We start from the raw sequence: 15213 nt of genomic DNA, 5'->3' as shown, positions 1-15213 counted from the left end.
CCTCAACCTTCTCTTATTGACGATTGAATATCTAGCTTCGTCGCACTTCGACTAGCATACCACGCAGCAAGCAGACTCAAAAGAATACCTGCTACAATAGTCAATATGATCGTATCAAAAGGGAGTTGAAATGTCATAAAGCCGTCCATCCAAGCTGACTGACTCATGAAATAGATGAGAAGGACACCGAATACAATTCCACCTGCTATTCCAGAAACACCGACTAAGATTCCTTCGATGATCAACATGCTCGACACCTGTTGAGTCGTAAAGCCAATCGCTCTCATGGTGGTTATCTCTTTAGCTCTCTCTAATGCATTCATCAACAGAGTATTGGCGGTTCCTACACTTGCTAGTGCAATGATTGTAATCATTAAAATCAGCATCAAATCACTCATCCCGGTGATCGCTAATGTCGTGGATTGAATCTGGTCATCAACCGTTTCAATTTTTGAGATATGACCTTCATCCATCTCCCAAATTTGATCACGTATTTCAATGGCACTCCCATCCTCGATAGTCACCATCAAATTCTGTGCACCAACCCATCCAAAATCATGAAGCAGCCCTGTATCAAGCATAAACGCTACATACCCCGAGTAATGCGAGGTTTGTACCATATCCACTACGATAAATTCTTGCTCTCCATAAACTGTTCTCATCAGAATAGAATCGCCAATCTCACCACCCCACTCCTGAAAAGCTCTCTCACCTAATACAACGGACATACCCTCCATTAACTTTTTTATTTTTTCGGATTGATCATGAAAAAGAGGAGCTTGTTTTTCATTCACACCCATCACCGAGAACTGTCTCTCATCACCCTCACTCGTTAACCAAGTAATGGGTGTCGCTTCCTTTAGTGGTTCTACATGATTAACTGAATCAAGGTCCCTTATCTGCTGGATTTGTTCCTCAGACCAAAATGACTCAGAGGATACCCGCAGATCGCCACCGAATGTAGCTCGAATGTCTTTTTCGTATTGATCCGGAGCTGAATTGACTGCGGCAGCTAATAGTAGAATGACAGCCACTCCAATAGCGAGAATGCTTGCTGTGTTTGCGTTACGCCCAAGCTGTTGCATCAGATTCTTCTTTGCCAACTTGCTTGAATACGTACGTAGAAAAGGACCCGCAACAAAATGAATTCCACGAATAAGGACTGGAAAGAGCAGAACAATTCCTATGATTACACTTAGGTAAGTAAGAGGATAATCAATAAACACCAGACCTATTAACACGATCCCTACCATCGGCCGAAGCCATCTTTTTATGTGACTTTCCGGCTCCGTCTGGTCCCCTCCTTTTAACGTAAGAAGGATCGATGTCTTCCCTGCCAAATAGATAGGGAAAACAGAAAATAAAGCAGGAAAGATTATCCCGATCATTGCTGCAATGATAACCGGCCAAAGCCAATTGAGCTCATAGACCATATCAAATGCAAACACGCCAAGTATCGCTTGCATAAACAAATCTCCTAGGAAGACACCGAACGGCACACCTACCAAAACACTTATTATTGATAAAAGAAACAGCTCATTCATAACGATTTTTGAGACCGACCATTGTTCATAGCCCAAACTCTTCATGATAGCAAATTCTTTTTTACGCTCCATCACACTTGTGTAGATCATATTAAAAATAATAAAGCCACTAATGAAAATCGCTAATGCGGCAATTAAATAGAAGAACGTATACAATCCTTCAATATCGTTACTCTGGCGATCATCCGCAACAACCGGTTGAACGTAGGCCTGGCTGCCAGACAAATTCTCTTCCATCTCCTGATACCAAGCCGCACCATCTGCTTGGTTCGTTGTCTCAATTCTGACGTAGGATACTTCTTCTTCAAGACCAAACTGCTTTTGAACAATGTCCAGAGGAGCCATCACTCGAAAACTACTGGACTCAGCCGCATCCCAAGACTCTGGACTTGAAAGAAGCTGTGTATACTCAACAATAGCCGATATTGGTAACTCTCCCATCCCTTCAAAGGTCAAGGTTTCTCCCACTCTTTTTTCTAATAGCTCAGCTACACTTTCCGGGACCACAACGCCTTCATTATCTAGGCTCCCCTCGACTACCGGCATCGTTAATAAAGGACTAGTCTGGTCGCTCACTCCGGTGATCCTCACAGAGCGTTCGTTTTGGGAGCGGGATTCATCTAAGATCAAATAATCCTGTTTATCTAAAGCAGTTAACGTATGAGCGACTTCTGGATACGCTTCCAAATCACCGACTGCGTCAACTGAATACGTATGATTATCACTTAAAATCCAATAGTCCGCATTCCCAACATACATTTCTTCATAGTAGGTGAATACATCCTTTGTTGTTCGATCCGCAACAAGCATCGCTGTCAGAAATGCCACACCTAGCATCATCGCGAGCCATGTGATAAAGACTTTCTTTTTTTGAGAAGTGAGATTACGCCATGAAATGAGCCAAGTACTCAGCATACTGTTCATCCTCTCTTCGAATCTCCTGATCAATCAGGCCATCTTTGAACAGAATGATTCGATCTGCAAAGCCCGCTGCAAAGATATCATGGGTCACCATCACAATGGTTTGCCCTTCTTTACGATGAAAACCTGCTAACAAATGAAGAATCTCTTCAGCCTTTTCTCGGTCTAGGTTCCCTGTAGGCTCATCAGCAAGTAACACAGAAGGTTGATTCGCTAAAGCCCGCGCTACAGCGACCCGTTGTTGCTGACCTCCACTGAGTACATTCGCTTTTTTATTACCGTATCTCGCAAGACCAACCGCTTGAATGAGCTGGTTTACGCGCTCTTCATCCTGTTTTTTCACTTTCCGATCTGCATGAATAGGAAACGCGATATTTTCCTTTACTGTTAATGTAGGAAGCAGTTGATAGTTTTGAAAGACAAATCCCAAATGTTTTCTTCGATAAACTGTTCGCTCTTTTTCGTTCATCTTATGTAGTTGTTCATTACTTATCTGGATATCCCCGGAAGTCGGTAGATCAAGTCCACCTACTAACTGAAGGAGTGTGCTTTTTCCTGAGCCACTTGGTCCCATAATGGCTACGAATTCTCCTTCTTTAATCGTTAAATCAATCCCCTTTAATACCGTTGTTTGCTCTTGACCCTGTTTAAATGTCTTTGTCAGACCTTTCATTTGAATCATGTTAATCCCTCCTCAATCTCGATTTAATTATATACTAAGTATATAGTAAATCAATCTTTAAATAGTAAAAAACCTCATATTTATATATACAAAGTATATATAAATATGAGGCGTTCATTGATTTATTTAAACCACTGCGTTATTTTCCCCTGTCCGTTCTCCGTCTCAACTCTCGCATACGCACCATTTATGAGCGTAAGCTGAGGAGGCACATGTCCACAGTCGATGTCATATACGATTGGAATGCCAAGTTCTTCAGCCAGATCCCGATAGACGTCCTCTGCCGTATACCCCTCAACTGGCGTATTTGCCGCACTTCTACCGAACAAGATGCCTGCACACTCTTCAAACCAACCAGCAAGCTTCATTTGAATGAGCGACCTTTTTAAATCGGTTGTTGTCATTTCGCAATTCTCGAAGTACCAAACAACGGGTTCTTCCTCAATGAATCGTCTTCTAAAAGTCGCAACATCCCCGTAAGGCGTACCAACAAGGTGATGGATCACATCAACGCATCCTCCAAGCAACCGGCCTTCGATCTCGACTCGCTCACCTGTTGTTGTTTTCCACTCCGTTTGTTCGGTTAGATGAAACACATGTGGGCTTGGATTTGCATGATCCCATTCCTTTTGATAATTCTCAGACGAATATTGAACCACTTCTCCACCCGATTCAGTAGACAGGACCTTCTCCCACATGGCGGTTGTCGGATCACACGCTTCTCCTCTTAGATCAACAAGATTTGTTCCGTGAGCCGTTGCAATTCCTGTTTGAAGCGTAATCGTAAGTAACAGCAAGCTTACGTCAGAGTAGCCTAAAATCCATTTCGTTTTCATCGATTCAAAGTCAAGATGCTCAAGAATTTCAATAAGAAGCTCTCCACCCCAAGGAGGAATGATGACTTCTACCTCATCATTTGTCATCATCTGATTTAGTTCCTCCGCACGTGCTTGTGCAGGGGCAGCCTTTGCCTTATGCTGCGTCCATGTTGTTTCACCAATTTGAAAAGAATATCCCTTTTCCTCTAGACGCTTCACCGCTTCTTTTACAATATGATGGAGATCAGGGTCAACACCTGAGGAAGGAGCCGTCACCCCAATGGTCGCCGCTTTTTTCATAAGTGGATATGTAATCATGTCATCCTCCCCAATCTTGTTCAAATCTACTAAACTTCACTGAAATTTAACAACTACCTCTTATACTATACGTAAAATCTATTCTTTTAGTTTATCATGATGGAAGGAAATTCATATACTGGATTTTCTCATTTGTAAGATGACAGGAGCTTCATTCTTTATTATGCTTAAAATGATTCCCCTCTTAATTCTAAAATGTAAGGAATGTTTATGATGAAACGTATGACATACAGCATCTTACTTATTACCGCTTTTTTTCTAAGCGCTTGCACAAATAGTGAGCAAAACATGGAAGCCATTATCCCAGATGTCATAGAGGTCGACATTGACATACCCGAAACCTCCAGTCCAAACGAAAAGCTCGCCATCCCCGTACACGTCTCGCAAGGAGATGAACCCGTTGATGATGCACGTGACGTGGTCATTGAAATCTGGGAAAGTGAGGACCGAGAGAATGGGTTTTTAGAAGAGGCGAAGCTACAATCAGACGGACTCTATCAAATTGATTATACCTTTTCAGAGGACGGCATTTTCCTCGTGCAAGCCCACGTGAGCGCGCGTGACATGCACTCCATGCCGATTCAACCGATCTTTGTTGGGGATGTTTCAGAAGATGAGATTAACGCCTTTAACGAAGCCGGCGGTGTCGCTTCTGAGCAGCAGGGTGAGAGTAAGCATCATTGATTTTGGGAGGACCTCTCTTTGTTAGAGGGGCCCCGGTACTTGGTAAATGAATGAGAGTTCTTGGCACGACTTAGGTGCTTCTTGCTATTTGATGTTCCTTCTTGGTGGAGGGGGTATTTTCGCTTGGTAGAAATGGGGTATTTCTTGGTGTTAGTCAGTTCGGTCTTGGTGTTTGAGCTTTTGTTCTTAGTAAATGGGTTACCACGGAAGCTTTGTAGTGCGGTATTCGATGCCTAAGTGCTCAAACCATGTATTTATACCTTCCCAAAGAATCTCACATCGCCTATACACTTCTTCTGGATCATCCAGCCTTCCCTGCATGACTAACTGGACCAATTCTACATATCCAACCGGTTTTGAATCAAACTGAAGCGATTCCTCATAGGTTCTGGCTCTAGTGGTGTAATACCGCTTATTAGCCAAGCCTATCAATTTTGCTGTCTGCCACGCAAAGTCAATTGCACCTCTTGGAATATAAGAGATATTTTTCGTATGCATGGCGTTTCTCAGCTTCCCCATTGTTTCTTAAGGCTCCCATATCATAAATTCACGCATCGCCTCACGAAAATGTTCATCAGGAATCTCTAAGGGGAGCTTTTTTAACCTCCTAAAGAAGTCATTTGGATCATAGAGTGGGCGAACATGTATACTCGAACCCGCTTTTATCGGCCACGCATCACTTATCTCCGAAGCGCGTCTAATCGCCGCACTCTCCTCCCTTGAGCTAATCTCGACCTTAAACGCGTCATAAACAAATTCATGTTGAGGGATCTTAACCTCATCTAATGTGATGACATGCAGTTCTATATCCGAGTAAGGTCCAGACGTTCCTAACCCAAGGGATCCATAGAGACCAATGGCTATGATCTGGTCATTATATGTTTCCAGTAGCTTGGTTTTAAGTAATTCGGCGAGCTCTAATTTTTGGTTGAGAGTGGTCTGTTTTGGATGAGGGTGCATGGGCGGCTCCTTATTAATTGAGATCTTTAAAGTATACTAGATTATCCCTCCGCCTCGCCCCTTCCCCAATACTTATTCACAAGTGGAAAGAAGATAGCCCAGATAATAAATGTACCAATTGCGGAGTTGATCACATCCATCCATTCAAGATAACCTCTGATGATGAAGCTAAACAAACCTGTAATTGAGGCGACCACAAGGGTAGCGACTAATGCCTGGCGTATGATTGATCCCATAAGCAATGCACCTCCTGTTTTGTTTGTTGTATACCATTTACCCCGATATTTGGAACTTAATCTAAAAAAGACATCCAGCATGTACGCTAGATGTCTTTTTCCATTACAACGGCAACGGCGCCACCGCTGAAATGAGTTGTTTTTCAATTAATTCCTGCCAGAATGCTTCTGGAATTTTTTCTTGCAAGGCATTGAGATCTTCCTCGATGCGATCTGGTCTTGTTGAGCCTGGTATAACTGCTGCAACGGCTGGATGCGCTAATGAAAACTGCAGGGCGGCGGCTTTTAAGCTGACACCATGAGATTCTGCCACCTCTTTTAGGCTGTTAATTTTCGTTTGAACGTCTTGCGGGATATCGCCGTAGTTATAGTTATCCCCGCCAAGCAGGGCTCCCGAGCTATACGGTGCACCTACAACAATGCTCGCGTTTGATTGTTCAACCTCAGGCATCATTCGGCGCAAGGTGTCTTCGTGGTCAAGAAGTGTGTATTGAGTGGCTTGTAAGCTAATGGTTGGATGCACTTCTTCCAGTTGCAACGCAAGCTCGATTGGGATCGTTGTGTTTACGCCAAGTCCCCATCCTTTGATCACACCTTGTTCTTTTAAGTCGTCAAGAACACGGAAGGCTCCCGTTCGTGCTTCTTCAAACTTAGCGATCCACTCATCCCCGTGATAGTCAGGCGATAGATCGTGTACAAACACAAAATCAATACGATTGGTTTGCAGTCTTTGCAGGCTTTGATCAATGGAGGCATGAGTGGCTTCTGCTGAATAGTCTGTAGTTACCTTATTGGTTCGACCATTTGCGAAAAGTCCTTCTTTTTCTTCTGTCTCATCTTCAATCACTCGACCAACCTTTGTACTTAACACAAAATCATCTCGATTGCGTTTAGAAAGGAAGTTTCCTAAGCGAAGCTCCGCTAAACCTGCACCATAAAAGGGAGCTGTGTCATAGTAACGAATTCCCGCATCCCAGGCTGCTTCAATCGTTGCTTTGGCTTCTTCCTCGGGTACTTCACGAAACATATTACCAAGTGGCGCTGTGCCAAGTCCTATTTTATGAGTAAGTAGTTCATTGTTCTGATTCATCTGTCTGTCTCCTCCTCAATCATTCATAATCGTCTTTTACCGTTCATCTAAAGGTTTAAACCTCCGAGAAGTAGGATATTTCTCCCTTAGTAAGAATAGGAATGGAATAAACCCTCTAATCTCTTCCAAGATTATCAATCTTTGAAATCATTGATTGTCTGCTACACTCTCATATACAATAGATTATTAGGAACTTTATAACCCATAACCCTCGACCTAGGTGTGATAAAAAATGAAAAAACCATTGATACTATTTATTAGCTTGCTGATTGCCATTGGTATAGGCTTTTATATTCACCAGTCCACTCAGACAAAACCATCCTTTCAAGAAGTAACCATTGTAGATAATGAAGAAACAACTGAGCCTGATTCAGTAGAGGAGCCTCCCGAGGAATTAGAGGAACCCGCGGAAGAGGAAGCAACCGAGGAAGAAGAATCTCAACCCTCTCCGTTCTCTGATTTCATTGTAAAAGCTGCACAAAATACGATTCAATTCTTTTCAAATAGGGAAACAAAGATTACAGCGATTGGCGATTCGTTAACGCAAGGAGTCGGCGCTGTGAATGAAGAAGGTGGATACGTCGGCATTCTTGATCGGTCCATCAATCAATCAGAACAGCTTGTTACGGTCAACAATTTTGGAAAAAGAGGGAACCGTTCTGGCCAAATGCTTGAACGATTAAGCCTGCCTGAAGTAGAAGAATCCATTCAACAATCCGATATTGTCCTTGTGACCATCGGTGCAAACGACATTATGAAAGTGTTACGAGAAAATGTGACCGATTTAAAATTGGAACCTTTTGATATAGAGCGCGAACTATATGCCGAACGTCTTACCGAAATTACAGACACCATTTTTGAGTTGAATCCAAATGCAGATATCTATCTGCTAGGCATCTATAACCCGTATCTGCAGTACTTTGGAGATGTCGAGGAACTTGGCGAAATTCTTACAGACTGGAACAACGAAACAGAAGAATACGCGGAGGAAAATGACGAGATTTTCTTTGTCCCAACGGAAGATATATTTGAAGATACGGAAACAGATCTACTAGCCGAGGATCGCTTCCATCCAAATGACGCCGGCTATAAACTCATGGCACAACGTGTGCTCGATTATTTAAGTGAAGACGAAGGATGAGTCTATGAAAACAAAAGAACATAAAAAACCGACAAATTGGAAAAGGTGGTTTGTTGGGCTACTAATCCTAAATATTGCCGTGATCGCAACCATTTGTACCTTTATCTTCTGGCCGATCTCAAGCGTCAATTATATGTATGACGACAGCAATGACCCAGGACGAAGCTCCGAATTCATCGTGCAAACAACCAAACAAAACATAAACGATCTGTCCAACGCGTACATTGACCAGTTTTTAGAAGGAACCGATCATAACTACCGACTGGAAATTGACGAAGATATTCATCTAATTGGAGAGCTACCCGTTTTCTCAACAACGCTCCCACTATCCGTCCGCTTTGAGCCAGTTGTGCAAGACAACGGAGATTTGATCCTAAGACAAGAATCCATTTCCTTAGGATTACTCGAACTCCCTAATCAAAAAATCATGGAGTACCTAGACCGTTACCTCCCAATGCCGCCATGGGTTACCGTTAATCCAGAGGAAGAGGAAATCTACGTAGCCGTCACCGATATGGATATCCGTAGCAACTTCCAAGTCGAGGTCGAGCGGATTAATCTAGAAGAAGATGACCTCGCATTTAAAATCATCGTGCCGTACCGTACGTTAGGTATCGAATCAGCAGAGCCGATAGAGTAGAATATGATTGAGTGGCGCGTTCCCCTAGCTGTGAGTTGGGGGAGCGGGCTTTTTTTTGTTGGGCGCGGGGAGGGTTTTGTGGATTTTTCTGTTTGTGAGTGGGAAAGGGCCTTGGTTTTGCGCATTTCTTCTGTTTTTGAGCGAGGAGGTTTCGGTTTTGCGCATTTTCTCTTTTTTTGAGCAGTGGGACCTGTTTTTTGCGCATTTCTTCTATTTTTGAGCAGCGTGGCCTGTTTTTTGCGCATTTCCTCTATTTTTGAGCAGTGAGGCCGGCTTTTTGCACATTTCCCCTATTTTTGAGCAGCGGGACCTGCACCACGCCCCTTCACTCACACAGATCTACTCCCCCAATTCCTGATACAACCCGATCCTGTTCCCAAATGGATCTTCAAATGTACACCAGGCTGCTGGAACTCCTTCACGTGTCTGCACTTCTTCGATCTCAATATCCAACTCTCGCATCAACCGTCCTCGTTCTTCATAGATATCATGCACTCCCAATCGAAGCGGTCCACCTTGTTTAGCAGGCTCGCCTTTAGCGATTTGTAGCCATGCTCCCTTGACCAATTCCCACTCAGCAAAATGTTCATGGGGAACAAAATCCGGCTCCCGGTTCAGAAGCATTTTGTACCAGTTTAATCCTTCCTCATAGCTAGACACCTTCAGTTGAATCGTTAATCCATTTATCACATTGATTTCCTCCTCTTCACTCTCCCTTTTAAACCGTAGCCTTTGGTACCCAACTACACTCCTAACAAGCATTCACGCGCCAGCTTGGTTGACTCGATTAATGACGGATCCTTCTTCCTGATACGGATCTCCAGAGCTTCGTCCAAGCTAGCACTTGCTTCATCCATCCTCCCCATCTCCGCAAAGCATTTTCCTTTATGCTGCAGAACAAAATCTAAGATGCTCTCAAACGAATGTGCCCGACAGATCTCTTCTGCGCGCGATAATTTTCCAAGGGAATCATGATGACGTTCTGCATATTTTAGTGCCTCTGCCAATCGAATGGAGCTAATTGCTTCTCTTTTCAAATCCTTTATATGTACGGCTTTCATTACACACCGCTCTAGATACTCTATCGCCTTAACCGGTTGATTATTCATTCTATAAAGGTTCCCCAAAATGCCATAAATGAGATCTTGCAGACGGTCCGACCGATCATCTGAATGTAAATGCCTCAGGCAGTCTTCACCAATCTGAATGACATCCATTAATCTCTCAGGTTTAGAGCAAAACTCCCGCAAATAGTGATTCCTATCAAACGAGATAAATGACTGCAGTCCGGTCACTTCGTTTTGTAGCTGTTGGTACAACTTATATCCATCATCCACGTTAACATTCCTCCTAAGTCTGATACTCCTTCTACTCTTCACCTCTCATTTCCTCCCACCTCTCCCTCATTCCCGCGCACTTTCCTCTCCACTCGCGCACCTCTCCTTCATTCCCGCGCACTTTCTCCCTCACTCGCGCACCCCACCATCATTCTCACGCACTTTCCTCTCCGCTCGCGCACCTCGCCCTCATTCCCGCGCACTTTCCTCCTCACTCGCGCACCTCACCCTCACTCCCGCTCATCTCACTCCCCATCTAAAAAAGCAGCGCCTCCTAAGGCACTGCTCTCGTTCTTATTTTCCTTTATCCTTTAATCCTGGTGGGGTGACAGGTGGTCCGGGTGGAGTGACTGGTCGATTAGGTGGCGAAGGGTTTTTAGAGATCTTGGTTGGTGGAATTGCGCCAACGTAGCTGCCTCCTTCACCTGCTTTAATGAGAGAACTCCTGTCTGAAAGTTTCGTAAAGTCTCCCCAGATGAGGTTTCCGTTTTTATCTCTTTCGTAAAGCTCTGGAACAGTTAAGCTTTTGAAATGGGTCTCATCAATGACGATGCCTTCTGAGTTCACGGTTTTCTCACCATCAAAGAAGAAGTTTGTTTTGTCTACGTTTCCTGAGACAAAGTCAGCTCGAGCATTCTCTGGATCTGTAAAGATAGACAAGTTGTTTGTAAATATGCCCTGTTCCTCAGGCTCGAAATAAGGATTGATACGGAAGATATAGTTATAGCGTTTGTTATCAATGGAGGTATTGTTCTTCATCATGATCATCCCTGGGTTAAAGTTATCAGTGAAGCCATCCATGTTGTTATCAAATGCTAGATTGTTCTTCACGATATGAGCCACAGGAAGACCTTCTCCACCTACTTTAAAACCGCTTCCTGAAGTGCCGTCCTCGTTATACCCATCACTCAATTTTCCATTTGAATAGGAGATGTTTCCATCCATTGTAATTGGTTTATTCGCACCCTCATTCGTACGATTATATAGATCCCAGCCATCATCAATGTTGTTGTGTGCAATATTCCCTTGGAAAACGTTTCCTTCTCCTACTCCAAGCTTTGCAGCAAACCCATCTGCATTAATATCAGATGCATCTCGATTGTCATGAGCTACGCTGTTAAGAATATAGTTATGTTGTGGCCATTTCTCTGGATCCGTTCCACTTCCGGAGATTTGGAATCCTGTACTTTGATTAAAGCTAAATGTCATTAATTCTATTAGATTGTGGCTTCCGTTTACTCTCATGCCATTTCCAGTAGCTTTTGTTAGTTCAAATCCTGCAATATGCCAATAATCAGCATTTAAGCTAATTAGATTACCAGCTCTGTTCTCTCCATCAAACACTACCGTCTCGCCTTTATACGGCACAAGCGACTTCAACTTTCCTTCCTTTCCACTATACGGTTTTGCGATGTTGATCGCTTTTTTGTATGTTCCTTCGCGCATGAAGATCGATTCGCCAGGCTTCACGTATTTGATGGCAGTTTCCAGATCTAACGGATCATTCTTTTTTCCACTCGCATCCTTTGATCCATCTGGTGAAACGAACAGTCCTTGTCCACCTTTAAATACTCGTTTCGTGACGTTGATCTCTTGGGTGATGGTTTGTTCCGTTGGAGCATCGGTTGGTGTATAGTCTAATGTAAAGTTTGTCTTTTCATTCTGCAGCTTTGTTTCAAACGAATAGGCTTTATTTGCTGAAACGGCTGCGTCTTTCACAACCTCTTCTCCATCTTTTTGAATCGTTACAATCCCGTCGTAGTTCGCCATTGATTTTAATTCATACGTATCTGAACCAGATTCTTGAGGTGATACTACGTGAAAGGCTACATCTGGTTCTTTTACAGGTACTTCAGGTGATGGCACGGTATTTGCCTCACTTAATGAAAGCTCTGCATTACTAACGGTCAAAGCTGCATTACGAGAGGCATAGAAGCCAAGCTGCATATTCGATTCATCCATTTGCTGAACAAGGTCAGCTCCCGGTATCTTTTGTTCAAAGGAAGGCGACCCATCCAAGTGAGTGAATGTCGCTGTCATGATAAAATCTGTATCCGTTCGCTCGAGCTTTAACCGAACCGGCGTATCCATTGGAAGATTCGGCACACCCTTGATGACTTGATTTGTCCAAGTGCTACCTGGATTCCCCCAAGGCTCTACAACACCTTTTCGTGCAAGGGCACTAATTCCTCCACGCATCAGTCCGACTGCCGCATAATTTGAAGCTGCTGGAACTTCCTCGTATCCATCAATCATAGGATCCTGGCGAGGGCTTCCGTTCACATCACGAACCATGATTCCGCCGCCCTCTTGGCCACTTGGAGTTGCACCTGTCTCAGGCCCTAGTTGGTGAAATGTAAGGTCCGCTTCTAATACAAAATTCGTATCCCGCGCATCTAAGGTTGTATAATAAAAAGTAAGTCCATCGTGGCCAGGAGCTAACTTCCCTCCACGACTCTCCATAAATATGTCGCCCTCAATTGTTCCAGGGTTCTCAGGATCGGCATAGTTTACTCCAACTTTTTCTGGTAATGTATTGGCTGCAAAATTAAGGTCGGTTGATTGTCCAAACGTAATATTTTCCCACACTAAATCCTCTGGATCAACAACCGCAGCGTTCCCTGCTTTAACCCCTGCATGACTAAACATTAAGATAAAGACTAGAAATGACAAAACGATCCTCGACACACCTTTCATCACATCAACTCCCAGTATGTTTATATGTATTACACATTAAATTGTAAGCGCTTTATTTAATTTGGTCAATCTGATTTTAGGTGTAATTTTTAATAAGTCTAAAGTTCGTCTAATCCTTCCACTATATTGATCTGTAAATATTGGGATAACTCTCCAACTATAGAAATGGAAAATACGTGATGATAGAGTAAATTTAAATCATAGATTCATAAGGAGGAATTTGATGTTGATGAAAGGTATTCGTTTATCACTGATTGCTATGCTTGTTGTCGCTCTATCATGGGGGACGCCACTTGTTACACATGCACAAGATGAGGTAGAAACAACCGCAATTGATTTTACAAAACCGGTTGTGTTGGTTCATGGGATAGGTGGGGCTGGCTATAACTTTGCAAGTATTGAACGGAAATTACGAAGTGTTGGATATGACCGCGCAGACTTACATGCGATTGATTTCGCAGATCGCTCCGGAAACAACCTTCGAAACTCCAGACAGCTACAAGAATTTATCACCGATGTATTAAGAAACTATGATGCAAACGAGGTCAACATTATTGCTCATAGTATGGGAGGATCTAATACGCTCCGTTATCTCACTCAACTAGGTGGTGTGGACCAGGTTGATAAAGTAATCACTTTAGGAGGAGCAAACCGCTTAGGAGCAGGCTCTGTACCAGCAGGAGTAGACTTTACATCGATCTATAGTAGCTCTGATTTTATCGTTTCCAACAGTCTCTCTCGTATTACAGGAGCTAATAACATTCACGTAACAGGAGTCAGTCATATTGGATTGTTATCAAATAGTAGAGTTCAGAACTTGATTGTAGAGGCCTTGGATAACTAGATTAATAGGAAAAAGCAAGGCGGCGTGTCGTCACCTTGCTTTTGTTTATACATAAATGAAAAAACCCTGCTTCTTAAAATGTCCCTTCATAACACCAATTCCTTTAAGTTCATACTCATTTTCATTCGTTTGACGGGCACTTTCTACAACAAGGTGAAGCACATTAACTCTTTTCTGATCTTTGTGTAATTCAACAAGAACAGGTTGATGAATACTACATTTCCTTCCGTTCAGAGATACGTTTATAAATGTTTTATACAATCGCTCTTGCCCTAAACAAATGACATTCATTGGGTCGAACTCTTTAATAGTTACCTCGCCACTTATGTACACATGAATCCCTTGTTGTAACTCAAACGCATTGAACTCACCTAGTTTCAACTGTTGAGTTAATACAAAAAGCTCTTTTGATTGTTGTGTTATTTGCTCTTCTCTATCCTTATTAAAAGAGGTTCCAGCAAAGCAATCCATTAATTGATCAAACATCGTTTTGCCAGACTGAAAATGATCTTTTTTCCAATCTGGATTTAACTCATCTAAAAGCAGACACATGGCCATCCCTGAGTGGTAACAGCTTCTCCTTATTTCTTGTGTCGCTACTTTTGCATTTGTTAAAGGTGATGAGAATGTCGTTGTTCCACCAGAATCCCAATAACTCAATGCCTTGGATTCAACATACCAAGCTGGCCCCTCGATTGCTTCTACTAAGTTCTCATAGCGCACGTATTCCTCCATATCATTCATACGCGTAAGTCGTAGTTCTATAAAATTTTTACAATGCCATTCTGTAAGAGCAGTGTCTTTTGCTTTTAGTGCCTTATCTAATTCCACGCGTTCCCTTGTACGAAGCTCAATATTTTTAATAGAGAGTGGGTACGACATACCTATCATTTCATTTGGAAAACGATTTTCCGCATTAGCATGCTGATGAACATGGAAAAGTTCATGAACAAGAATCGCCATAAGATTTTTCTCATTCGGATAAAGCCTCACATCGACAATGGCAGTAGGATGCTCATCAAAAAGAATAACAGTACAGCCATTGAATTGATCATCCCTTTTCACATGAGTTCCATTCCTTTTGTGTAGAGGATGATGAAAGAGATAGGCATCATGCTCATCGTAAATGGTGAAAGCATGCACAGAGAAGCCCGGCCAAAACCTAGATAACGTTTGAAATGTGATGCCCTCTACTAGTTTGTTAAGATCTGTCTGCATAAGGATAACCTCTCCTTTTTATTAATTATATAGGCGTTTACATTATTAGGGAAAAGGGCAGTGAATAGGAAACGTCAAAATGA

15 protein-coding genes are annotated in these 15213 nt (G+C 42.8%); 4 read left to right on the top strand and 11 right to left on the bottom strand.

Translation table 11 applies throughout. The features are described 5' to 3' along the window. Positions 1–2 precede the first annotated feature (2 nt). The 3 genes from NSQ54_02045 to NSQ54_02035 all read right to left on the bottom strand — a co-directional run bounded on the left by NSQ54_02045 (position 3) and on the right by NSQ54_02035 (position 4283). Positions 3–2459 (bottom strand): FtsX-like permease family protein, encoded by a 2457-nt coding sequence (locus tag NSQ54_02045; GenBank protein ID WYP26918.1) that lies wholly within the window; start codon positions 2457–2459, stop codon positions 3–5. Continuing rightward, positions 2428–3147 (bottom strand): ABC transporter ATP-binding protein, encoded by a 720-nt coding sequence (locus tag NSQ54_02040; protein WYP26917.1) that lies wholly within the window; start codon positions 3145–3147, stop codon positions 2428–2430. Before NSQ54_02040 ends, NSQ54_02045 begins: the two co-directional genes overlap by 32 nt. 122 nt (positions 3148–3269) lie before the next feature. Next, positions 3270–4283, bottom strand: coding sequence for a S66 peptidase family protein (locus NSQ54_02035; GenBank protein WYP26916.1), 1014 nt, complete (start codon positions 4281–4283; stop codon positions 3270–3272). Positions 4284–4496: 213 nt separating this feature from the next. Here NSQ54_02035 and NSQ54_02030 point away from each other — a divergent pair, with 213 nt between their 5' ends. Then, entirely contained in the window at positions 4497–4967 is a 471-nt protein-coding gene (locus tag NSQ54_02030; protein ID WYP26915.1) for a FixH family protein, read from the top strand. 198 nt (positions 4968–5165) lie between these two features. Here the strand turns inward: NSQ54_02030 and NSQ54_02025 are convergent, their stop codons facing one another. The 4 genes from NSQ54_02025 to NSQ54_02010 form a co-directional block, all read right to left on the bottom strand. Then, a complete protein-coding gene (locus NSQ54_02025) occupies positions 5166–5486 on the bottom strand; it encodes a kanamycin nucleotidyltransferase C-terminal domain-containing protein (protein WYP26914.1) in 321 nt (106 codons plus the stop codon). A 6-nt stretch (positions 5487–5492) separates the two neighbouring features. Then, the gene (locus NSQ54_02020) at positions 5493–5927 is read right to left on the bottom strand and encodes a hypothetical protein (GenBank protein ID WYP26913.1); all 435 of its coding nucleotides are present in this window, start codon (positions 5925–5927) and stop codon (positions 5493–5495) included. Between the two features lie 41 nt (positions 5928–5968). Then, positions 5969–6163 (bottom strand): hypothetical protein, encoded by a 195-nt coding sequence (locus tag NSQ54_02015; GenBank protein WYP26912.1) that lies wholly within the window; start codon positions 6161–6163, stop codon positions 5969–5971. A gap of 103 nt (positions 6164–6266) precedes the next feature. Then, positions 6267–7253: an aldo/keto reductase gene (locus NSQ54_02010; protein ID WYP26911.1), complete on the bottom strand. Its 987-nt coding sequence runs from the start codon at positions 7251–7253 to the stop codon at positions 6267–6269. Between the two features lie 232 nt (positions 7254–7485). On the opposite strand from NSQ54_02010, the gene NSQ54_02005 reads away from it, so the two are divergent. Next, a complete protein-coding gene (locus tag NSQ54_02005; protein WYP26910.1) occupies positions 7486–8394 on the top strand; it encodes an SGNH/GDSL hydrolase family protein in 909 nt (302 codons plus the stop codon). Positions 8395–8398: 4 nt separating this feature from the next. Further along, a complete protein-coding gene (locus NSQ54_02000) occupies positions 8399–9034 on the top strand; it encodes a YpmS family protein (protein WYP26909.1) in 636 nt (211 codons plus the stop codon). Between the two features lie 339 nt (positions 9035–9373). Here the strand turns inward: NSQ54_02000 and NSQ54_01995 are convergent, their stop codons facing one another. The 3 genes from NSQ54_01995 to NSQ54_01985 form a co-directional block, all read right to left on the bottom strand. Next, entirely contained in the window at positions 9374–9724 is a 351-nt protein-coding gene (locus tag NSQ54_01995) for a VOC family protein (protein ID WYP26908.1), read from the bottom strand. 53 nt (positions 9725–9777) lie between these two features. Beyond that, positions 9778–10371, bottom strand: coding sequence for a tetratricopeptide repeat protein (locus tag NSQ54_01990; protein ID WYP26907.1), 594 nt, complete (start codon positions 10369–10371; stop codon positions 9778–9780). A 294-nt stretch (positions 10372–10665) separates the two neighbouring features. After that, positions 10666–13068, bottom strand: coding sequence for a right-handed parallel beta-helix repeat-containing protein (locus NSQ54_01985; protein ID WYP26906.1), 2403 nt, complete (start codon positions 13066–13068; stop codon positions 10666–10668). A gap of 223 nt (positions 13069–13291) precedes the next feature. Here NSQ54_01985 and NSQ54_01980 point away from each other — a divergent pair, with 223 nt between their 5' ends. Next, positions 13292–13912, top strand: coding sequence for an alpha/beta fold hydrolase (locus NSQ54_01980; GenBank protein ID WYP26905.1), 621 nt, complete (start codon positions 13292–13294; stop codon positions 13910–13912). Positions 13913–13957: 45 nt separating this feature from the next. On the opposite strand, the gene NSQ54_01975 is transcribed toward NSQ54_01980, so the two are convergent. Continuing rightward, entirely contained in the window at positions 13958–15130 is a 1173-nt protein-coding gene (locus tag NSQ54_01975; protein WYP26904.1) for a hypothetical protein, read from the bottom strand. Positions 15131–15213: the final 83 nt, after the last annotated feature.

Source organism: Alkalihalobacillus sp. FSL W8-0930, from assembly GCA_037965595.1.
Lineage (GTDB): Bacteria > Bacillota > Bacilli > Bacillales > Bacillaceae_D > Alkalicoccobacillus.
Note: the sequence above shows the minus strand (reverse complement) of the source record. Positions and strands in the feature narration are given on the sequence as shown.